The organism is Pseudomonas sp. Ost2 (assembly GCF_018326065.1).
GTDB classification, from domain to species: Bacteria; Pseudomonadota; Gammaproteobacteria; order Pseudomonadales; family Pseudomonadaceae; genus Aquipseudomonas; species Aquipseudomonas gingeri.
The window spans coordinates 4,914,007-4,934,126 of the sequence record NZ_AP021904.1 but is presented as its reverse complement, the minus strand read 5'-3'; the positions used below and the strand labels follow the sequence as shown (position 1 = coordinate 4,934,126).

The window sequence follows — 20,120 nt, the reverse complement described above, 5'->3', positions numbered from 1 at the left end:
GCAAGGAGTGGCAGCATGAGTCAGGAATGGGATGCCGGTCGGTTGGACAGCGATCTCGACGGCGTAGCCTTCGACACCCTGGCTGTCCGTGCCGGTCAGCACCGTACGCCGGAAGGCGAGCACAGCGACCCGATGTTCTTCACTTCCAGCTACGTTTTCCGTACCGCCGCCGATGCGGCTGCACGGTTTGCCGGGGAAGTGCCGGGCAACGTCTATTCGCGCTACACCAACCCGACCGTGCGTTCGTTCGAGGAGCGCATCGCCGCCCTGGAAGGCGCCGAGCAGGCCGTTGCGACCTCGACCGGCATGGCCGCGATCATGGCCGTGGTGATGAGCCTGTGCAGCGCCGGCGACCATGTGCTGGTGTCGCGCAGCGTATTCGGTTCGACCATCAGCCTGTTCGAGAAGTACTTCAAGCGCTTCGGCGTCGAGGTCGACTACGTGCCCCTGGCGGAACTGTCCGGCTGGGACGCGGCGATCAAGGCCAATACCAAGCTGCTGTTCGTCGAATCGCCGTCGAACCCCTTGGCCGAGCTGGTGGATATCGCCGCGCTGGCGGAAATCGCCCATGCCAAGGGCGCGCTGCTGGTGGTCGACAACTGCTTCTGCACGCCTGCCGTCCAGCAGCCGCTGACGCTCGGTGCGGACATCGTGGTGCATTCGGCGACCAAGTACATCGACGGCCAGGGTCGTTGCATGGGCGGCGTGGTCTGCGGTCGCGGCGAGCAGATGAAGGAAGTCGTCGGCTTCCTGCGTACTGCCGGGCCGAGCCTCAGCCCGTTCAACGCGTGGATCTTCCTCAAGAGCCTGGAAACCCTGAACCTGCGCATGCGTGCGCACTGCGCCAATGCCCTGGCCCTGGCCGAGTGGCTGGAGCAGCAGGACGGCATCGAGAAGGTGCACTACGCCGGCCTCAAGAGCCATCCGCAACACGAACTGGCCCAGCGCCAGCAGCGTGGCTTCGGTGGCGTGGTGAGCTTCGAGGTCAAGGGCGGCAAAGAGGGCGCCTGGCGCTTTATCGACGCAACCCGGTTGATCTCGATCACCGCCAACCTGGGCGACAGCAAGACCACCATCACTCACCCGAGCACCACTTCCCACGGCCGCCTGTCGCCGCAGGAACGTGAAGCGGCGGGGATTCGCGACAGCCTGATCCGCGTTGCGGTCGGCCTGGAAGACGTGGCGGACCTGCAAGCCGACCTGGCGCGCGGTCTGGCTGCGCTGTGATCGAGTTGTCCCTTGGTGCGGCCGTTGGCAACAACGGTCGCGTAGCGCTGGTTACCGGCGCGGCACGGGGCATCGGGCTGGGCATCGCCGCCTGGTTGATCAGCGAAGGCTGGCAGGTGGTGCTGACCGACCTCGACAAGGTGCGTGGGGGCAAGGTTGCCGATGTCCTTGGCGAGAATGCCTGTTTTATCGCCATGGATGTCTCCGACGAGGCGCAGGTGGCCCAGGGCGTGGCCGATGTGCTGGGGCAGTTCGGTCGGCTCGATGCGCTGGTGTGCAATGCGGCGATTGCCGATCCGCACAACATCACCCTCGAAAGCCTCGATCTGTCGCACTGGAACCGTGTGCTGGCGGTCAATCTCAGCGGGCCGATGCTGCTGGCCAAGCACTGCGCACCGTACCTGCGCGCCCATTGCGGGGCCATCGTCAACCTGGCCTCGACCCGGGCGGCGCAGTCGGAGCCCGACACCGAGGCCTATGCGGCGAGCAAGGGCGGGCTGCTGGCCTTGACCCACGCCCTGGCGATCAGCCTCGGTCCGGAGATCCGCGTCAATGCGGTCAGTCCGGGCTGGATCGATACCCGTGATCCTTCGGTACGCCGTGCCGAGCCGCTGAGCGAGCTCGATCATGCCCAGCATCCGGCGGGCCGGGTCGGGACGGTCGAGGATGTGGCGGCGATCGTGGCGTGGTTGCTGTCGAAAAGCGCGGGCTTTGTCACCGGCCAGGAGTTCGTGGTCGATGGTGGCATGAGCAAGAAAATGATTTATTGCGACTAGAGACCGGCAGCGGGGCCGTGGACCGCGTGGCAAGAGGTTTTCCGTCCCGGTAGGGTGGTGATGGCGCTGACACGGATTTGTCTTTTTCAGAAAAACTTCAAGCAGGCTATTGACTTAGATCCGCTACCTGCGTAAATTTCGCGGCCTCGACGAAGCAAAGGGTGATTAGCTCAGCCGGGAGAGCATCTGCCTTACAAGCAGAGGGTCGGCGGTTCGATCCCGTCATCACCCACCACTTCCAGAGTCTTTCGCAAGAAAGAATCTCGCAAGAGAAAAGCTTCAAATCGGAAATTCCGCAAGGAATCTCCAACCGACGCGCAGCGGTAGTTCAGTCGGTTAGAATACCGGCCTGTCACGCCGGGGGTCGCGGGTTCGAGTCCCGTCCGCTGCGCCATATTTGTACAGATCGATTGCTTGGTAAGCGAGTGAGCGGTCTGCGATTGAAAGCCACCGAAGGCTCTCGATCACGGGTTCAAAGGTTTCAAACGGACGCAAGTCCGAGCGATACGCAGCGGTAGTTCAGTCGGTTAGAATACCGGCCTGTCACGCCGGGGGTCGCGGGTTCGAGTCCCGTCCGCTGCGCCATACAAGGCTTCGAGGCCCTTGAACTCCTCGAAGCAACGAAAAATGCCCCGGCTTGCCGGGGCTTTTTTTTGCCGATGAAAAAGTGCTGTCGCCGGTCGACGATCCGCAGGGCAGTGGAACTTCTGCCAGTCATGGCCGTCCAGTCCTCATGCCCCTGCAAAACTGCGGGTACTGATCGAACCTCCGGGCGAAGGTCTTTTTCCTGAAAAATCGCTGTCGTAGAGTAGTTAAGACACTAAAGCGTGCGCTCTGGCGTGGCGATCTGATGCACAATACGCCCCGGACCGTTTTACTCAGGATTATCAATGTCGACATCATTCCACTTGCGTGCCGTGGTACTGGCCCTGGTGCTGGCGGGCGCCGCAGGCTGCTCCTCGCCCAAGACCGCCGTTTATGAACACGAAAATTTCGACGACTCCGGAACCTTCTCGCGCAATTACGCGGTGAGCGATACGGCGTCCTGTGAAGCGGCCCGTCGTGCCTTGCTCAGCCAGGGCTACATCATCACCAGCAGCGATCCGAAGCTGGTGGCCGGCAACAAGAGCTTCCAGCAGACCGGCGATACCCACCTGCAGATCAGCTTCAGTGTCGTGTGTGCGGCCGATGGCAGCGCCGATCATCGCTCGACGATGTTCGCCAACGCCCTGCAGGACCGTTACGCACTGAAGAAGGTCAACAACTCCGCCAGCCTGGGGGTGGGGGTGTTGGGTTCGGTGTCGATGCCGATCGGCTCGACCGATGATTCGATGGTCAAGGTAGCCAGTGAAACGGTGTCCTCGGCCAAGTTCTACGACCGTTTCTTTACCCTGGTGGAGTTGTTCCTGCCACCTGAAGTGAAGAAGGAAAAGCACACTGACGAGAAGCCCAAGGCCGATCTCGGCGTGCCTGAAACCGCTCCGGCGGCGATCAAGCCGGAAGCCGCAGCGGAGCCGGCAAAAGCCGCCGAGCCAAGCCATGTCGAGCCTGCGCATGTCGCTCCGGCCCTGACGGCTCCGGCTATTCCCGAGCCGGTAAAACCATTGCCGGAAGTCGCTCCGGCGACCCCGGCCGAAACGGCACCGGCGACGCCGGCCGCCAGTGACAAACCGGCCGAGCCGACACCGGCGCCGACCCCTGCCGAGCCGGCCACGCCGGCTCAGTAAACGCTCCCTTCAGATCGCCGCGGGATCGGGTTTGTCGACCTCGATACCGTAGCGGCTGATAGCCTGGGCCACGCTGCTGCGCGGGACCTGTCCATCATCGGCCAAGGCCTTGAGCGCGGCCAGGACGATAAAGTAGCGATCCACTTCGAAGAACTGCCGCAGGGTTTCACGGGTATCGGATTGCCCGAAACCGTCGGTGCCCAGGGCCACGAAACGCCTGCCGCTGACGAAAGGGCGAATCTGGTCGGCGAAGATCTTCATGTAGTCCGTGGCGACCACCAGCGGCCCGGCCCGGTCCTTCAGACAGCTTTCCACATAGCTGACCCGCGGTTCCTCCTGGGGATGCAGCAGGTTCCAGCGCTCCACCGTGTGCCCCTCGCGACGCAACTCGGTGAGGCTGGTGGCACTCCAGACATCACTGGCCACGGCGAAGTCATCCCGCAGCAGTTGGGCCGCCGCCATCACCTCGCGCAGGATCGAGCCGCAACCCATCAATTGCACGCGAGGTCGCTCCCCGGTCTGCGTGTCGTCGTTCCCGAGCAGGTAGAGCCCCTTGAGAATGCCTTCCTCTACACCGTCGGGCATGGCCGGGTGCGGGTAGTTCTCGTTGAGCAGGGTGATGTAGTAATAGATATCCTCCTGTTCGACATACATGCGGCGCATGCCTTCGCGGATGATCACCGCCAGTTCGTAGGCGAAGGTCGGGTCATAGGACACGCAGCAGGGGATCACCGACGACAGCACATGGCTGTGGCCGTCGTCATGCTGCAGGCCTTCGCCCATCAGCGTGGTGCGGCCCGAGGTGGCGCCCAGCAGGAAGCCCCGGGCCCGTGCATCGCCGGCCGCCCAGGCGAGGTCGCCGACCCGCTGGAAACCGAACATCGAGTAGTAGATATAGAACGGCACGGTCATCAGGCCGTGATTGCTGTAGGAGGTGCTGGCGGCGATCCAGGAGGAAATGCCGCCCGATTCGTTCAGGCCTTCCTGGAGAATCTGGCCGTCGCGGCTTTCCTTGTAGTAGCTCAGTTGCCCGGCGTCCTGCGGGGTGTAGAGCTGGCCCACCGCCGAGTGGATGCCGATCTGGCGAAACAGGCTTTCCATGCCGAAGGTCCGTGATTCGTCGGGCACGATGGGAACCACCCGCTTGCCGATATGCGGATCCTTCAACAGTGTGCCGAGGATGCGCACGAAGGCCATGGTGGTGGATATCGAGCGTTCACCGGTGTCCTTGAGCTGTGCGGCGAAGGTTTCCAGCGGTGGGATCCGCAAGCTCTCGCAGGCCGTGTTGCGCGCCGGCACATGGCCGCCGAGCTGTTGTCGGCGCGCGGCGAAGTAGTGCGCTTCGGGGCTGTCGGCGGTGGGCTTGAGGTAGGGGATTTCCTTGGCCAGCTGCTCGTCCGAGACCTCCAGGCCGAAGCGATCGCGGAAGGCCTTGACCGCGTCCAGGTCCATTTTCTTCAACTGGTGGTTGATATTCTGGCCTTCGCCGGCCTCGCCCATGCCGAAACCCTTGACGGTCTTGGCGAGAATCACCGTCGGCTGCCCGCTGTGGCGCATGGCGGCGGCGTAGGCGTTGTAGACCTTGTCCGGGTCGTGGCCACCGCGGGACAGCTTCCAGATATCGTCGTCCGTCATGTCGGCCACCAGCTCCAGCAGGGCCGGGTACTTGCCGAAGAAATGCTCGCGCACATAGGCGCCGTTCTGCGACTTGTAGTTCTGATACTCGCCATCCACGCATTCCATCATGCGTTGGCGCAGCAGGCCGCTGCGATCCTTCTCCAGCAAGGCATCCCAGCCGCCCCCCCAGATCACCTTGATCACGTTCCAGCCGGCGGCCCGGTACAGGCTTTCGAACTCCTGGATCACCTTGGCGTTGCCGCGTACCGGGCCGTCCAGGCGCTGCAGGTTGCAGTTGACGACGAAGATCAGGTTATCGAGCTTTTCCCGTCCGGCCAGGGAGATCGCCGCCAGGGACTCGGGTTGGTCCATCTCGCCGTCGCCGAGAAAGGCCCAGACCTTGCGGCTCTGGTGCGGCTTGAGGTCGCGATATTCCAGGTAGCGCATGAAGCGCGCCTGGTAGGCGGCGGTGATCGGCCCCAGGCCCATGGACACTGTGGGGAACTGCCAGAAGTCCGGCATCAGCCGCGGATGCGGGTAGCTCGACAGGCCGTCGCCGCCGGCTTCGCGGCGGAAATTGTCGAGCTGGGCTTCGCTGACGCGTCCTTCGAGATAGGCGCGACCATAGATACCCGGCGAGGAATGGCCCTGGATATACACCATGTCGCCCTCGAAGTTGTCGGTGCGACCGCGGAAAAAGTGATCGAAGCCAACGTCATACAGTACCGCCGCCGAAGCATAGGTGGCGATATGACCGCCGACTCCCGAATGCTTGCCGGCCCGCAGCACCATGGCCATGGCGTTCCAGCGGATATAGGCGTTCAGCCGGCGTTCGATGGCCAGGTTGCCAGGGTAGGGCTGCTGGCGGTCGACGGCAATGGTGTTGACGTAGGGCGTGGTGACCCGACCGTGGAAATCGCCATGGCGGGCGACATCGAAGTCCAGTAGCTGGTCGATCAGATAGTGCGCGCGCGGGCGTCCTTCGGTGGACAGAACGGATTCGATCGATTCGAGCCACTCGCGGGTTTCCTGCGGATCATCGTCGAGAATCAGGGCGTTGGGGTGAGTCATGCCGGGCTCCTGGGGCTGCCGATGGGCAGCGTGATGGCGGGACGGATGCGACGCGCAAACCTTGTGGGTGGGCGTCGGCAGCACGTTGAAAATATAGTTGCAATTGCAACTACAAGATCGAATCTATCCCGCCATGGGTTACCATTGCAACCCTCTTGATTTTTCTGCGGATGGTTTTCATGGCTGCCAACGAGCCCGATGTATGGTTCCGCTTCGTCAGGGCTCACCGTAGCGTTATCCGCGAGATAGAGCGGCGCCTGGCAACCGCGGGGCTACCACCCTATGCCTGGTACGATGCCCTGTGGGGATTGGAAAGCGGGCCGGACGGTACTCGGCGGATGCATGAGCTGGCGGATGTGCTGGCGATCGAGCGCTACAACCTCACCCGGCTGGTCGACCGGCTGGAGAAGGACGGCCTGGTGGTGCGCTCGCGTGCCGAGGGCGATGGGCGCGGGGCATTTGCCTCGATCACCGAGGCCGGCCGGGGCTTGCGCAAGAGGATGTGGGCAATCTACGAAGAGGCGGTCGCCGAGCTGTTTCTGTCGCAACTCGACGACAGCCAGCGGCGCAGTTTCGCCGACGCCCTGGAGCGTACCGCCGATCTGGCGCGCAATGCCGGTAGCGAGTCGCGGGGGCGTGGCAAGGCCTGACAGGGCGATAGCCGCGCGACGATCAACATAGCCCATAACGCGCAAGCGCCTGCCTGGCGAGCCCTGATGCGATCTGTTGTTCATCCGCCAGGGCGCCAAGGGCCAGCGCGGCGATCCAGTGGCGATCAGGCGCCCCCGGCCCCATCGAGCCGGCTCCCAGCCCGACAAATCGTGCCGCGACATACCCGCCCAGGGGATCGACCACGGCCTGCGGGTAGCCGGTCACCGCGACGATCGGGGCGTTGCTGTCGCCCAGGCACTTCTCCAGATGCGAGCGGCGTTTCGTTGCGCCCGGGTGCAGGCGGTTCCAGCGTGCTGTACTCGCGGCGTTCCGCGCCAGTCGGGTATAGCTGGGACAACTCCAGACCTGTGCAGTGATTCCCCAGTCCTGCTCCAGCAAACCGGCAGCCGCCTGCACTTCCTCGAGTGCCTGGCCGGCCCCCAGCAGACGGATGATCGCCGGGCGTTCCGGCGAGAGGCGGTACATGCCGTCGAGGGCGTCCTGCGTCTGCTCGGCAGTCAACGCCGGACCTTGCTCCCGATCGTGCAGGGCCAGGTAATAGAACCCCGGATCGCCTTCGACATACAGCCGCTGCAAGGCGGCCAGGACAATCGCCCGGGCTTCGGCGCCCGAGGCGGGGTCGAACGGCTGGCAGCGCGGATTGCTCGCCAGCCACAAGGGCAATGAAGGCTGTGCACCCTTGGGCCAGCGCGAGGGCAGGGTCTCGATATCGTTGCACAGGATACCGCGTTGCAGGGTTTCGTCGGCCACTGCACAGAGTCCGGCGGAATGGGCGGCGCTGAGCAGGTACAGCAAGGGTCTTTGCGCACGATGACGGGAGAAACGCATCGACCAGGCACTGATCCGGGTCGAACGCGGCGCATCGGGATGCCGATGATTGCGGATGACCCAGGCCCCATGGTTCGCGGCCATGCCGTGCTCCAGCCGCTCGGCGATCTCCAGCACACTGGACAGCGGTGATCCCGCTGTCGCGGGGGCGGCCTGCAGGGCCTTGATGCAGGCAAGGGCGGTGGCCCGGCTTGAGGGGCGGGGGGAGAGTGCGGTCATGGTCGGGTTCGCCTGGACGGGGTTTTCAACCCTAGATCAGTCGGGCATATGATTGCAAATGCAATTACATTTCAAGTGAATAAAAAATGACTGGAAAAAAACCTGACCCATCTGCTAGTTTTTCTACTCAGGAGAACGTCTGGTAAGAGGGCGCTTCATTTTTCCTTAACACGGGCAACTTAAGCTGGCCCTGCAGGTCAGTTGCACAAGCGCTTTTACCCACGAGCAAAAGGAGTTTCACAATGGACGATTATCAAGAAGAGCTGCTGGAGTTCCACGCTTTCGAGCTGGATCCGGTCGAACCGGCTGATGACGCTACCGAGCTGTAAACGGTGGCGTTTTTTTTGCTCAGGCGGAATGTCGCTGACTGCGGCGGAACTCGCCCGGGGTCTGGCCGTTCCAGCGCTTGAAGGCCCGTTGAAAGGCCTCGGCTGAAGCAAAGCCGAGCAGGTAGGCGATTTCGCCAAACGCCAGCTCAGTATCCCGAATGTAGGTCATCGCCAGGTCGCGGCGGGTGTCGTTGAGAATCGCGCGAAACTGCGTGCCTTCCTCGGCGAGTTTGCGACGCAAGGTCCAGGTCGGCAGTTTCAGGCGTGCCGCCACTTCTTCCAGGTCGGGTTCCCGGCCACCATTGAGCAAAGGCCCCAGCAACTGAGTGATGCGCTCACGCAGGCTGCGGGTGCGGGTCAATTGTTCCAGTTCCCGTTCACAGAGTTGCAGCAGGTGCCGCCAGGTACTCGGACAGTGTTCCGGGTTGCGCAGGCCGAGGCTGGCCTGGTCCAGGCGCAATTGATTGATCTCGGCACCGAAGTGCACCGGGCCGTCGCCGAGCAGCCGGTAGTCGGCGGCATAATCCGGCTCGCTGAACTCGATATCGATTCGTTCGGCCCGCAGGGCCTGGCCGGCGACGCTCGATAACTGCCTGAGCCAGCCGGCAATGATCGAGTCGACCACAAAACGGTTGTAGGCGTTGTACGGGCTGATGGAATAGAAGCGCAGCCAGGCTCCGCCGGCATCTTCGTGGAAGCTCGATTGACCACGGTAGTTGGAACCGTAGAGGGCTTCGAAGCGGGTCAGGGTCCGTGCCGCCTCGCGCACGGTCGGCGCCTGGGCCGCGGTGATGCCGGCCAGTCCGGCCTGGCTCAGGCGGCTGAGGCGACCCATGTGCAGGCCCAGCGCCGGGTTTCCGGTAAGCTGGATCGCGGCGTGGCCCAGGCGCATGTAGCGCGGAATCGACAACCGCGCCCCGGGCTCGGCCAGGCGCGCCGGGTCCAACCCGTACTGTTCCAGCAGTGCCTGGGGATCGGCGCCCGATTCACGCACCGCGTCGGCCAGGCTGTGGACGAAGCCGACGGACAAGTCGCCGAGGCGCATCGGCAGCGGCTTCATGGCAACCACAGGTTCAGCAGGCGGGCGCCACGCCCACCGGCGTCGTCCTGGGTGAGGGTCTGCCCGTTGTAGCTGATGAAACTCTGCCCCGAGCTGCGCTGGTCCCAGAGTTGACCACGCAGGAACACGCTGATCCCGGCGATGGACTGGCTGCCCGGAGCGCGACTGATCAGGGTCAGGCGGTGCCAGGCCTCGCCTTCGCTGAGTTCGCCGGGGCGCAGGCTGACATCAGGCGGGGTGACCGCGTTTTTGAAGCCGCGCCAGGGTTTGTCCCAACTGCCCTTGCCGGCGACAAAGGCCGGCACGGCAACCAGCTTCACCCCCAGGGCGTCGAGTTGGCCGTAGGCGCTCGGATACCAGCTGTCGCTGCCGATCAGGATGCCCAGGCGACCGGCCGGCGTGTCGACGACATTCAGTGGCTGGTCGGACGCCCCCAGGACATAGCCGCGTTGTTCGAAGGTCGGGTACAGCTGGCGTTGCGGCTGGCCCATGGGGCGGCCGTCGGCACCGAAGGCCAGGCTGGCGTTGTACAGCGAGCCACGGCCGACTTTCAGCGTGCCCTGTTCGACGATCGGCGTCGGCAGCAGGATCGAGCCCGCCACCAGGGTGATGCCGAACTCTTTCGCCAGGCCGCCGAAGAGCGCCTGGTAATCGCTGGCCATGGTCCGCGCCTTCATGCGCAGCCGGGCGTCGTCCAGACGGCTGCGGCCCTTGGCCTTGAACACCGCGCCGGTGAATTTCAGCGGGTTGCTGACCATCAGCCAGTTCATCGCTTCCTGCAGGTTGATGGCCTGGTAGAGGTCGTCCTTTTCACCGCGCAGCACCAGCCAGGTGCCGACATGTTCGGGCAGGACCACCACTGTCCTGGCGTTGAGCAGCCCCAGGTTGCGTGCCTGTTGCAGGTAGGCCGCGAGCTTGCGGTGCAGGCGCGGCAGGCTCTGGTAGTCGCTGGGGAACAGCTCCGGCTGGATGCCGAGCAGGTTGCCATGCTCGCCGGGAACCCCCTGGTTCACCGCGAGTTTGATGCGCAGGTCCGACAGGTAGTGGCCGGTCGTGCGCTGTTGGGTCCAGACGCCGTAGCTGGTGAGCGCGGCGATCAGGGCGATGAGAAAGGTGCCGACAAGAAGTTTGCGCATGGAAGGTAAAACGAACGGCCATTGGCGGGATTCGCCGACTAGGGTAGGGCGCACGACGGCGCTTGCCAAGGGGCGCTGCACATTTGGATCAATAAGTTGTCAGTTTCAGTCATTGAGCAGGGGTCGGCGGCTCTTTAATGTGCCAGTCATACAACTGACGGGAGCCGCAGAGCTTCCCGCATTCCGTGATCTAGCCTGTCCTGGAGTTACCATGACCGCCACTTCGTATCCGCACCTGCTGGCCCCGCTCGACCTGGGTTTCACCACGCTGCGCAACCGCACCCTGATGGGCTCGATGCACACCGGCCTGGAGGAAAAGCCCGGCGGTTTCGAGCGCATGGCGGCCTATTTCGCCGAGCGTGCCCGGGGCGGTGTCGGCCTGATGGTCACCGGTGGCATCGGCCCGAACGACGAAGGCGGGGTGTACTCCGGCGCCGCCAAGCTGACCACCCGCGAGGAAGCGGACCAGCACCGTATCGTGACCCACGCTGTGCATGAGGCGGGCGGCAAGATCTGCATGCAGATCCTCCATGCCGGGCGTTATGCCTACAGTCCGAAACAGGTGGCCCCGAGCGCGATCCAGGCACCGATCAATCCGTTCAAGCCCCGGGAGCTGGACGAGGAAGGGATCGAGAAACAGATCGCCGATTTCGTCACCTGTTCGACCCTGGCCCAGTACGCCGAGTACGACGGCGTCGAGATCATGGGTTCGGAAGGCTACTTCATCAACCAGTTCCTCGTGGCCCACACCAACCAGCGTACCGACCGCTGGGGCGGCAGCTACGAAAACCGCATGCGCCTGCCGGTGGAAATCGTCCGCCGGGTGCGTGAAGCGGTCGGACCGCATTTCATCATCATCTTCCGCCTGTCGATGCTCGACCTGGTGGAGGGCGGCAGCACCTGGGAAGAAGTGGTGCAACTGGCCAAGGCCATCGAGCAGGCCGGCGCGACCATCATCAATACCGGCATCGGCTGGCATGAGGCGCGGATCCCGACCATCGCCACCAAGGTCCCGCGGGCGGCCTTCAGCAAGGTCACGGCCAAGCTGCGCGGCGCGGTCTCGATCCCGCTGATCACCACCAACCGCATCAACACCCCGGAAGTCGCCGAGCAGATCCTGGCCGAGGGGGATGCCGACATGGTGTCCATGGCGCGCCCGTTCCTGGCCGATCCGGACTTCGTCAACAAGGCTGCCGAAGGTCGTGCCGACGAGATCAATACCTGCATCGGCTGCAACCAGGCCTGCCTCGACCACACGTTCGGCGGCAAGCTGACCTCCTGCCTGGTCAACCCGCGGGCCTGCCACGAGACCGAGCTCAACTACCTGCCGGTCAAGCAGATCAAGAAGATTGCCGTGGTCGGCGCGGGGCCGGCGGGTCTGGCCGCAGCGACCGTGGCGGCCGAGCGCGGACACCAAGTGACGCTGTTCGATTCGGCCAGCGAGATCGGCGGCCAGTTCAACGTGGCCAAGCGGGTCCCGGGCAAGGAAGAGTTCTTTGAAACCCTGCGCTACTTCAAGCGCAAGCTGCAGACCAGCCATGTCGAGTTGTGCCTGGATACCCGTGTGGATGTCGCGCAACTGGTGGCCGGCGGTTACGACGAGATCATTCTCGCCACCGGTATCGCGCCACGCCTGCCGGCGATTCCCGGAATCGACAATGCCAAGGTACTGAGCTACCTGGACGTGCTCCTGGAGCGCAAGCCGGTCGGGACCCGGGTCGCGGTGATCGGTGCCGGCGGGATCGGTTTCGACGTCTCCGAGTTCCTCGTGCACCAGGGCGTTGCCACCAGTCAGGATCGCGAAGCGTTCTGGCGCGAGTGGGGCATCGACACCCGGCTCGAGGCGCGTGGCGGCGTGGCGGGGATCAAGCCCGAACCCCATGCACCGGCACGCCAGGTGTTCCTGTTGCAGCGCAAGGCCTCCAAGGTCGGCGATGGCCTGGGCAAGACCACCGGCTGGATTCACCGTACCGGCTTGAAGAACAAGCGTGTGCAGATGCTCAACAGCGTCGAATACCTGAAGATCGACGACGAGGGGCTGCATATCCGCATCGGCGAGGGTGAGCCGCAGGTGCTGCCGGTGGACAATGTGATCATCTGTGCCGGCCAGGATCCGCTGCGAGAGCTGCAGGACGGCCTGGTGGCCGCCGGGCAGAACGTGCACCTGATCGGTGGGGCCGACGTCGCGGCCGAGCTGGATGCCAAGCGCGCGATCAATCAGGGTTCGCGGTTGGCCGCCGGGCTTTGAGGGCTGCCGATCGCCCCGGCGCGGAGCGTGGGGGCGATCGAGGGCTGGTAGACTGGCGGTTTCTCTCGATGGATGCGCCGATGCTGGCCCCGCTCGACTGGCGTCCCCACGCGCCCCTTGAACCCCTCCATTTCGACTGGCTGGCCCGGGCCGGCATCGAAGTGGCGATCCTGCGCCTCGACCGGATCGACCCACTGATCTGCGGCAACAAGTGGTTCAAGCTCACCGAATACCTCACCGCCGCCCGGCAAGCCGGGGCGGAGGGCCTGATCAGCCTGGGCGGTGCCTACTCCAACCATCTTCACGCCCTGGCCGCCGCCGGCAAGCGCTTCGGCTTCGCCACCGTCGGCCTGCTGCGCGGTCATTGCGTCGAAACCCCGACTGTCGACGATCTCCGGGCTTTCGGCATGGAATTGCACTGGCTCGGCTACGAGGGCTATCGCCAACGCCATGCGCCGGGCTTCTGGACGTCGTGGCAGGCGCGTTATCCGGGTTTCCACCCGGTACCCGAGGGTGGTGGTGGCCTGGCGGGGGCGCAGGGTTGCGGGATCTTGGTCGATCGGGTCGGCGAGCAGCTCGCGGCTATCGGCTGGACGGACTATCACGGTTGGTGGCTGGCGGCGGGTACCGGCACCACCGCCGCCGGGCTGGTGCTGGCCGAAGCCGGCCGGCGGCCGGTGTATGCTGCCCTGGCGGTGCCGGGCGATCATGGCGTGGCGCCATTGATGGCGAGGATTCTCGCCGAGGCCGGGGCCGCGGACGGTGGCTATGAGCTGATCGATGCCTGCCGGGGTGGTTTTGCCAGGGTCGATCCGGTATTGCTGGCGTTTATCGCCGAGAGCGAGCGGCAAAGCGCGGTGCCACTGGAACCGCTATATACCGGCAAGGCCCTGCTGGCGCTGCGGGAGCAGGTGGGGGCGGGACGCTTCGCGGCGGGGACGCGACTGGTATTCGTGCATACCGGCGGTTTGCAGGGCCGCCGGGGGTTTAGCGGTTGAGTCTGGGCATGATCCGCGCCAGGGTGTTGTCCCGCACGACGTAGTGATGATACAGCCCGGCCAGCGCATGCAGCCCGATCAGCCAGTAGCCGGTGGTGCCGGCCAGTTCGTGCCATGCCTTGATTTCCTTGGCCAGGGGCTTGTTCTCGGCGATCAGGAGTGGCAGGTCGATCCCGTAGAACATCACCGAGTGGCCCATGCCGCTGACCACCAGCCAACCGAGCAACGGGGTGCCGATCATGAACAGGTACAAGGCCCCGTGCATCAGCGTCGACAGCAGCCTCTGCCAACCCGGCGGCGTCGGCACGATCTTCGGCGCCACGCCGATGGCCCGGGCCAGCAGCCGAAGCCAGACCAGCACGAACACGGTCAGCCCGAGCATGTAGTGGGATTCCACGATCAGGGTGCGACCGCCGCTGCCCTTGGGAAACTGGCCGCGAAATTCGATGCAGCAGTAGACGAGGATCAATAGCACCAGCATCAACCAGTGCAAGGCGATCGACATGCTGCTGTAGCGGCTGTCGGTGTTCTTCCAGGGCATGGGCCGTTCCTCACTCATCAGGGCGTGAAGCTCCGTTCTTGAGCGACGGAGTCATTCCTACACTCTAATACGCTTTTGAACCCTCTGCCCGGGATAGGGCTGTCGACAGGAATTCGTGCGTGCCGAGAGTGGTTGCTGATATATATGGAAATACGTATATTCGACTTTCCGTATGTAAAGGCTTTTTATCATGTCCCATGCGATCTCTCCCGTGGAGCTCTTCAAATGCCTGGCCGACGACACCCGCAGCCGGATTGCCCTGCTGGTGCTGCGCGAGGGCGAGTTGTGCGTGTGCGAGCTGACGGCCGCCCTCGAACTGAGCCAACCGAAAATTTCCCGCCACCTGGCGCAATTGCGCAGTTGCGGCCTGCTGGCCGACCGGCGCCAGGGGCAGTGGGTGTTTTATCGCCTGCATCCGGAATTATTGCCCTGGGTCAGCACTCTGTTGCAGGGCACTCTCGTGGCCAACGAGGCCTGGCTGGCGGCGGATATCCAACGTCTGCAGGGCATGGGCGAGCGCCCGGCACGTTGCTGCTGATGACTTTCCAGAACCGTTCCGTCGAGCTGACAGGGTATTGTCCATGTTGATTGCTGCACTGATTTTCCTCCTGACCATCACCCTGGTGATTTGGCAGCCCAAGGGCCTGGGGGTTGGCTGGAGTGCCGTGCTGGGGGCTGTGCTGGCCCTGTTGAGCGGAGTGGTACAGCTCAGCGATATCCCGCTGGTGTGGCAGATCATCTGGAACGCCACCGGGACCTTCATCGCCCTGATCATCATCAGCCTGTTGCTCGACGAGGCCGGTTTCTTTGCCTGGGCCGCACTGCATGTGGCGCGCTGGGGACAGGGCAGCGGACGCAAGCTGTTCGCCGCCTTCGTGCTGCTGGGGGCACTGGTTTCGGCGCTGTTCGCCAACGATGGCGCGGCGCTGATCCTCACGCCGATCGTGATCGCCATGCTGCTGGCCCTGCGCTTTTCCAAGGCGGCGACCCTGGCCTTCGTCATGGCCGCCGGCTTTATCGCCGATACCGCGAGCCTGCCGCTGGTGGTCTCGAACCTGGTGAATATCGTCTCGGCGGACTATTTCGGCATCGGCTTCAACGCCTACGCGGCAGTCATGGTTCCGGTGAATCTGATCAGCGTGGCGGCGACCCTGGGCATCCTGATGTGGTTTTTCCGTCGCGACATCCCGGTGCAATACGACCCGGGACAACTGGATGTGCCGGCCAGCGCGATCCATGACAGGGCGACCTTTATCGCCGGTTGGTGGGTGCTGGGCATTCTCCTGGTCGGGTGTTTCGCCCTCGAGCCGCTGGGCATTCCCATCAGTGCCATTTCGGCGGTCTGCGCCGCGCTGCTGCTGGGGATCGCCGCCCGCGGCCATCGGATTTCCACGCGCAAGGTGTTGCGCGAGGCGCCCTGGCAGATCGTGATTTTTTCCCTGGGCATGTACCTGGTGGTCTACGGCCTGCGCAACGCCGGGCTGACCACCTGGCTGGCCGGCTGGCTGGACTGGTTCGCCGGCTATGGCATCTGGGGCGCGGCCATGGGGACCGGTCTGCTGACGGCGTTTCTGTCGTCGATCATGAACAACCTGCCGACGGTACTGATCGGCGCCTTGTCCATCGATGCCAGCCATGCCAGCGGCGTGGTCAAGGACGCGATGATCTATGCCAACGTCATCGGCAGCGACCTGGGGCCGAAGATCACGCCGATCGGCAGCCTGGCGACCCTGCTCTGGCTGCATGTGCTGGAACGCAAGGATATCCGCATCGGCTGGGGCTACTACTTCAAGGTCGGGATCGTCCTGACCCTGCCGGTGCTGCTGGTGACCCTGGCGGCGCTGGCGTTGCGCCTGTCCGTGGGCTGATGGCGACCCGGTCGAGGGTGCCCGGCACATTCGGCCAGAGGTCGGCCACCAGGAACAACCGCTCGGCTTCCTCCCAGTCGCCCTCGCTGTTTTTGCTCAGGCGTACCAGCAACTGGGCCGGGGCCAGGGGATCGAGCTGGTCCAGCCAGTCGTCCAGTCGTTCCTCGGTCCAGGCCTGGTCCTCGCTGTAGTGCGCCGGCGCCAGCCAGGCATGGCGGGGCAGGGGTTGCCAGCGTCCCGGCGGGCTCTGGGTACGAAAGTCGGCCCAGTCGCGCTGATGCAGCCAGCGCCCGTGCAGATGCTGCGGGTGGGCGCCGCGCGGCGCACGCGAGGTGCCGGGCCAGGGATAGAGCAGGTAGCCGCCGAGCCACAATTGCGCGCTGAAGGCCTGGATGCCCAGTGCCGCCAGGGCTTCGCGGCTTTCCGGACGGGCGGAAATCGGCAACTGGTGCTGGCTCAGGTGGGCCAGCTTGCGGTCCAGTCGATCATGGCAACCGGGGCCGAGCCAGTGCGCGGCGTCCTCTCCCTGGCCCTGCTGTGGCCCCAGGTAGAGTTTGATCGCCAGTTCCAGGTGATGCACGCCATCACGGTCGCGCAGCAGCATGTCGAGTTCGCCCAGGGTATGGCCTTCGCGCCGGATCGGCAGGTTGGCGCCGATCAGTTCGATCCCCGGGGCTTGCTGCACCGCGAATTGCCAGAGCCGTTCGTAATACAGCCCGAGCCGGCGCGTGGCCCCCAGGGCCAGCCAGTGCTGCAGGGCGCTGCTGTCGCGGTCCAGCTGCCGCAGCCAGTGTTCCAGCTGTTGCGGCGCCTCGACCCAGTCGCTGCCGGCCAGCGGATGGCGCTGCGGCCAGGGCGTATCGAGCAGCATCGGCGGCGCGAGGATGACCCAGGCCAGGTCGCGCACTTCGGGGTGGCGCAACTGTCGGGGAAGGTTGAGCAAGCCGGGGAACAGGATCATCCTGCGAGCATAGCCGTTTGGCTCGTGGCTGAAAGGATTTTGTCTCGGGCCGGCTTTCGCCCATAATCGTTCTTTTGCCTGCAGCAGAACCTTTTCAGGAGCCCCATGGAGCAATTTCGCAATATCGGCATCATTGGCCGACTGGGCAGTTCGCAGGTGCTGGATACCGTTCGCCGCCTCAAGCGCTTTCTGCTTGAACGGCACATGCACGTGATCCTCGAAGACACCATCGCCGAAGTCCTGCCGGGCCACGGCCTGCAGACCTCGTCACGCAAGATGCTCGGTGAAGTCTGCGACATGGTCATCGTCGTCGGCGGCGATGGCAGCCTGCTGGGCGCCGCCCGTGCGCTGGCGCGGCACAACGTGCCGGTGCTGGGGATCAACCGCGGCAACCTGGGCTTTCTCACCGACATCCGTCCGGACGACCTGGAAGTCGAAGTGGCCAAGGTCCTCGACGGGCACTACCTGGTGGAGAACCGCTTCCTGCTGCAAGCCGAGGTGCGCCGCCACGCGGAAGCCATCGGCCAGGGCGATGCGCTGAACGACGTGGTGCTGCACCCCGGCAAGTCGACCCGGATGATCGAGTTCGAGCTGTATATCGACGGCCAGTTCGTCTGCAGCCAGAAGGCCGACGGCCTGATCGTCGCCACCCCCACCGGCTCCACCGCCTATGCGCTGTCCGCCGGCGGCCCGATCATGCATCCCAAGCTCGATGCCATTGTGATTGTGCCGATGTACCCCCATACCTTGTCCAGCCGCCCCATTGTGGTGGATGGCAACAGTGAGCTGAAAATCGTGGTGTCCAAGGACATGCAGATCTACCCCCAAGTCTCCTGCGACGGGCAGAACCATTTCACCTGCGCGCCGGGCGATACGGTGACCATCAGCAAGAAATCGCAGAAGCTGCGGCTGATCCACCCGCTGGATCACAACTACTACGAAGTCTGCCGGACCAAGCTCGGCTGGGGTAGCCGGTTGGGTGGTGGAGGCGACTGATGCTCGATCCCGCGCGTGGCTACGATCTGATCGGTGATGTGCACGGTTGCGCTCATACCCTCGAACATCTGCTGGACATGCTCGGCTATCACAAGCTGGGCGGCGTCTGGCGCCACCCGTCGCGCATGGCGGTGTTCCTCGGCGATATCATCGACCGTGGCCCGCGCATCCGCGAGGCGCTGCATATCGTCCACGACATGGTCGAGGCCGGGCAGGCGCTGTGCATCATGGGCAACCATGAGTTCAACGCCCTGGGCTGGACCACCGCGGCACCGCCGGGCAGCGGCAAGCAGTTCGTGCGCGAACACACGCCGCGCCATGCGCGCCTGCTGCAGGAAACCCTGACCCAGTTCGAACAGCATCCGGGCGACTGGCATGATTTCCTGCAGTGGTTCTACGAACTGCCGCTGTTCCTCGATGCCGGGCGTTTTCGCGTGGTGCATGCCTGTTGGGATGCCGGCCTGATCGAGCCGCTGCGCGCGCAATATCCGGACGGGCGTATCGACGAACATTTCCTCCAGGCCTCGGCGGTGCACGGCAGCTTTGCCAGCACCGTGTTCAACCGCCTGTTGCGCGGTACCGACATGCGCCTGCCGGACGGGCTGACCCTGACCGGTGGCGACGGCCTGACCCGTGCCTTCTTCCGCACCAAGTTCTGGGAAGACGATCCGCAGACCTATGGCGATATCGTGTTCCAGCCCGATGCGCTGCCCGAGCGGGTGGCGAGCAAGCCGTTGTCCTCCACCGAAAAGAACGCCTTGCTGCGTTACGGACTGGATGAGCCGATGCTGTTTGTCGGCCACTACTGGCGCAGCGGCAAGCCGGCACCGATTCGCCCCAACCTGGCCTGCCTGGATTACAGCGCGGTGCTCTACGGCAAGCTGGCGGCCTACCGGCTGGACCAGGAGACCCGTCTCGACCCGAACAAATTCGTCTGGGTCGACGTCGAACGCCCCGAGGTCCTGAAATGAGTGCCACCGCTGTCCTGCGCCTGCCGTTGACCACCGACCTGAGTGGTTTCGTCCAGTTGCTGCAACGCCTGCAGGTTCCCCACCGGGTCAGCGAGGAGGGCGGCGAGCAGGTGCTGTGGGTGCCGGAGGCGGTCGGTGCCGATGTGTTGTCGCTGTACCAGCAGTTTCCCCAGGGCGACCCGCACAACCAGCTGGAAGTGCCGCCCAGGGCGCTGGCGGCGAAACGCCCGAGCTTTATCCAGCAGGTGCGTCAGAGTCCGGTGACGGCGTTGCTCCTGCTGCTGAGCCTGGTCGTTGCCGCGCTCACCTTGCTCGGCGACAACCTGGAGACGCTGCACTGGTTCACTTTCCTCGATTTCCAGGTGCGCGGCGACTACATCCAGTTCACGCCCCTGGCCGACGGCCTGGCGGCGGGGCAGTGGTGGCGCCTGGTGACACCGATGCTGATCCACTTCGGCTTCCTGCATATCGCCATGAACGGCATGTGGTACTGGGAACTGGGCAAGCGCATCGAGTTGCGCCAGGGCGGGATCAACCTGCTGGGGCTGACGCTGCTGTTCAGCCTGGTGTCGAACTTCACGCAATATTACGTCAGCGGCCCGACCCTGTTCGGCGGCCTGTCCGGCGTGCTCTACGGCCTGCTCGGACACTGCTGGATCTACCAGGTGCTGTCGCCGAACCCGGTCTATCGCCTGCCGCGTGGCGTGCTGGCGATGATGCTGATCTGGTTGCTGGTGTGCCTCTCGGGGCTGATCTCGCTGATCGGCTTCGGCGAAATCGCCAACGGTGCCCATGTCGGCGGACTGCTCATCGGATGTTTCACCGGTTTGTTGGGCGGGCTGTGGTCCCGACGTAAACTGGCCGCCTGATTCGAA

17 protein-coding genes and 3 tRNA genes are annotated in these 20,120 nt (G+C 64.4%); 14 read left to right on the top strand and 6 right to left on the bottom strand.

Annotation, left to right across the window (positions count from 1 at the left end; genetic code table 11):
• Positions 1-15: 15 nt before the first annotated feature.
• From KI243_RS21515 to KI243_RS21490, 6 genes are all read left to right on the top strand, one after another.
• Positions 16-1,227, top strand: a complete 1,212-nt coding sequence (locus KI243_RS21515; RefSeq protein WP_177086743.1) for an O-succinylhomoserine sulfhydrylase — start codon at positions 16-18, stop codon at positions 1,225-1,227.
• Positions 1,224-2,003: an SDR family oxidoreductase gene (locus tag KI243_RS21510; protein ID WP_017123222.1), complete on the top strand. Its 780-nt coding sequence runs from the start codon at positions 1,224-1,226 to the stop codon at positions 2,001-2,003. Before KI243_RS21515 ends, KI243_RS21510 begins: the two co-directional genes overlap by 4 nt.
• 159 nt (positions 2,004-2,162) lie before the next feature.
• Positions 2,163-2,238: transfer RNA gene (locus tag KI243_RS21505), tRNA-Val, on the top strand.
• A gap of 82 nt (positions 2,239-2,320) precedes the next feature.
• Positions 2,321-2,397: transfer RNA gene (locus KI243_RS21500), tRNA-Asp, on the top strand.
• Between the two features lie 114 nt (positions 2,398-2,511).
• A tRNA-Asp gene (locus tag KI243_RS21495) sits at positions 2,512-2,588 on the top strand.
• A 305-nt stretch (positions 2,589-2,893) separates the two neighbouring features.
• Positions 2,894-3,730: a DUF2242 domain-containing protein gene (locus KI243_RS21490; protein ID WP_103033022.1), complete on the top strand. Its 837-nt coding sequence runs from the start codon at positions 2,894-2,896 to the stop codon at positions 3,728-3,730.
• Between the two features lie 9 nt (positions 3,731-3,739).
• Here KI243_RS21490 and aceE read toward each other — a convergent pair whose 3' ends face one another.
• The gene (aceE, locus tag KI243_RS21485) at positions 3,740-6,418 is read right to left on the bottom strand and encodes a pyruvate dehydrogenase (acetyl-transferring), homodimeric type (RefSeq protein ID WP_103033023.1); all 2,679 of its coding nucleotides are present in this window, start codon (positions 6,416-6,418) and stop codon (positions 3,740-3,742) included.
• A 179-nt stretch (positions 6,419-6,597) separates the two neighbouring features.
• Here aceE and KI243_RS21480 point away from each other — a divergent pair, with 179 nt between their 5' ends.
• A complete protein-coding gene (locus KI243_RS21480; protein ID WP_042936253.1) occupies positions 6,598-7,068 on the top strand; it encodes a MarR family transcriptional regulator in 471 nt (156 codons plus the stop codon).
• A gap of 22 nt (positions 7,069-7,090) precedes the next feature.
• Here the strand turns inward: KI243_RS21480 and KI243_RS21475 are convergent, their stop codons facing one another.
• The 3 genes from KI243_RS21475 to KI243_RS21465 all read right to left on the bottom strand — a co-directional run bounded on the left by KI243_RS21475 (position 7,091) and on the right by KI243_RS21465 (position 10,662).
• Complete coding sequence (locus KI243_RS21475) at positions 7,091-8,137, bottom strand: pyruvate dehydrogenase (protein ID WP_212809892.1); 1,047 nt, start codon at positions 8,135-8,137, stop codon at positions 7,091-7,093.
• Between the two features lie 348 nt (positions 8,138-8,485).
• Positions 8,486-9,526: an AraC family transcriptional regulator gene (locus tag KI243_RS21470; protein WP_177086748.1), complete on the bottom strand. Its 1,041-nt coding sequence runs from the start codon at positions 9,524-9,526 to the stop codon at positions 8,486-8,488.
• Positions 9,523-10,662, bottom strand: coding sequence for a nitrilase-related carbon-nitrogen hydrolase (locus KI243_RS21465; RefSeq protein WP_017127837.1), 1,140 nt, complete (start codon positions 10,660-10,662; stop codon positions 9,523-9,525). Before KI243_RS21465 ends, KI243_RS21470 begins: the two co-directional genes overlap by 4 nt.
• Before the next feature lie 211 nt (positions 10,663-10,873).
• Here KI243_RS21465 and KI243_RS21460 point away from each other — a divergent pair, with 211 nt between their 5' ends.
• Entirely contained in the window at positions 10,874-12,910 is a 2,037-nt protein-coding gene (locus tag KI243_RS21460; RefSeq protein ID WP_017127838.1) for an NADPH-dependent 2,4-dienoyl-CoA reductase, read from the top strand.
• Between the two features lie 80 nt (positions 12,911-12,990).
• Complete coding sequence (locus KI243_RS21455; RefSeq protein WP_017127839.1) at positions 12,991-13,908, top strand: pyridoxal-phosphate dependent enzyme; 918 nt, start codon at positions 12,991-12,993, stop codon at positions 13,906-13,908.
• Here the strand turns inward: KI243_RS21455 and KI243_RS21450 are convergent.
• The gene (locus KI243_RS21450) at positions 13,898-14,449 is read right to left on the bottom strand and encodes a cytochrome b (RefSeq protein ID WP_017127840.1); all 552 of its coding nucleotides are present in this window, start codon (positions 14,447-14,449) and stop codon (positions 13,898-13,900) included. The genes KI243_RS21455 and KI243_RS21450 overlap by 11 nt on opposite strands.
• A 190-nt stretch (positions 14,450-14,639) precedes the next feature.
• Between KI243_RS21450 and KI243_RS21445 the strand changes: the two genes are divergently transcribed.
• Positions 14,640-14,987 carry a metalloregulator ArsR/SmtB family transcription factor gene (locus KI243_RS21445; RefSeq protein ID WP_017127841.1) on the top strand — a complete coding sequence of 116 codons (348 nt, stop codon included), beginning with the start codon at positions 14,640-14,642 and terminating at the stop codon, positions 14,985-14,987.
• Positions 14,988-15,030: 43 nt separating this feature from the next.
• Complete coding sequence (locus tag KI243_RS21440) at positions 15,031-16,317, top strand: arsenic transporter (protein ID WP_177119606.1); 1,287 nt, start codon at positions 15,031-15,033, stop codon at positions 16,315-16,317.
• Here the strand turns inward: KI243_RS21440 and KI243_RS21435 are convergent.
• A complete protein-coding gene (locus KI243_RS21435) occupies positions 16,238-17,278 on the bottom strand; it encodes a DUF1853 family protein (RefSeq protein WP_017127843.1) in 1,041 nt (346 codons plus the stop codon). The genes KI243_RS21440 and KI243_RS21435 overlap by 80 nt on opposite strands.
• Positions 17,279-17,383: 105 nt before the next feature.
• Between KI243_RS21435 and KI243_RS21430 the strand changes: the two genes are divergently transcribed.
• From KI243_RS21430 to KI243_RS21420, 3 genes are read left to right on the top strand one after another with little or no spacing between them, the layout of a single operon-like run.
• Complete coding sequence (locus KI243_RS21430) at positions 17,384-18,274, top strand: NAD(+) kinase (protein WP_177062447.1); 891 nt, start codon at positions 17,384-17,386, stop codon at positions 18,272-18,274.
• The gene (locus KI243_RS21425) at positions 18,271-19,245 is read left to right on the top strand and encodes a metallophosphoesterase (RefSeq protein ID WP_177108460.1); all 975 of its coding nucleotides are present in this window, start codon (positions 18,271-18,273) and stop codon (positions 19,243-19,245) included. Before KI243_RS21430 ends, KI243_RS21425 begins: the two co-directional genes overlap by 4 nt.
• A complete protein-coding gene (locus tag KI243_RS21420) occupies positions 19,242-20,114 on the top strand; it encodes a rhomboid family intramembrane serine protease (protein ID WP_017127846.1) in 873 nt (290 codons plus the stop codon). The genes KI243_RS21425 and KI243_RS21420 overlap by 4 nt, the downstream gene beginning before the upstream one ends.
• Positions 20,115-20,120: the final 6 nt, after the last annotated feature.

Bases quoted from the DNA above. Each gene is read 5' to 3' on its own strand.
- KI243_RS21435 (WP_017127843.1), bottom strand. From the start codon at position 17,278: ATGATCCTGTTCCCCGGCTTGCTCAACCTTCCCCGACAGTTGCGCCAC.
- KI243_RS21450 (WP_017127840.1), bottom strand. From the start codon at position 14,449: ATGCCCTGGAAGAACACCGACAGCCGCTACAGCAGCATGTCGATCGCC.
- KI243_RS21480 (WP_042936253.1), top strand. From the start codon at position 6,598: ATGGCTGCCAACGAGCCCGATGTATGGTTCCGCTTCGTCAGGGCTCAC.
- KI243_RS21515 (WP_177086743.1), top strand. From the start codon at position 16: ATGAGTCAGGAATGGGATGCCGGTCGGTTGGACAGCGATCTCGACGGC.
- KI243_RS21470 (WP_177086748.1), bottom strand. From the start codon at position 9,526: ATGAAGCCGCTGCCGATGCGCCTCGGCGACTTGTCCGTCGGCTTCGTC.
- KI243_RS21465 (WP_017127837.1), bottom strand. From the start codon at position 10,662: ATGCGCAAACTTCTTGTCGGCACCTTTCTCATCGCCCTGATCGCCGCG.
- KI243_RS21455 (WP_017127839.1), top strand. From the start codon at position 12,991: ATGCTGGCCCCGCTCGACTGGCGTCCCCACGCGCCCCTTGAACCCCTC.
- aceE (WP_103033023.1), bottom strand. From the start codon at position 6,418: ATGACTCACCCCAACGCCCTGATTCTCGACGATGATCCGCAGGAAACC.
- KI243_RS21475 (WP_212809892.1), bottom strand. From the start codon at position 8,137: ATGACCGCACTCTCCCCCCGCCCCTCAAGCCGGGCCACCGCCCTTGCC.
- KI243_RS21440 (WP_177119606.1), top strand. From the start codon at position 15,031: ATGTTGATTGCTGCACTGATTTTCCTCCTGACCATCACCCTGGTGATT.
- KI243_RS21490 (WP_103033022.1), top strand. From the start codon at position 2,894: ATGTCGACATCATTCCACTTGCGTGCCGTGGTACTGGCCCTGGTGCTG.
- KI243_RS21445 (WP_017127841.1), top strand. From the start codon at position 14,640: ATGTCCCATGCGATCTCTCCCGTGGAGCTCTTCAAATGCCTGGCCGAC.
- KI243_RS21430 (WP_177062447.1), top strand. From the start codon at position 17,384: ATGGAGCAATTTCGCAATATCGGCATCATTGGCCGACTGGGCAGTTCG.
- KI243_RS21420 (WP_017127846.1), top strand. From the start codon at position 19,242: ATGAGTGCCACCGCTGTCCTGCGCCTGCCGTTGACCACCGACCTGAGT.
- KI243_RS21460 (WP_017127838.1), top strand. From the start codon at position 10,874: ATGACCGCCACTTCGTATCCGCACCTGCTGGCCCCGCTCGACCTGGGT.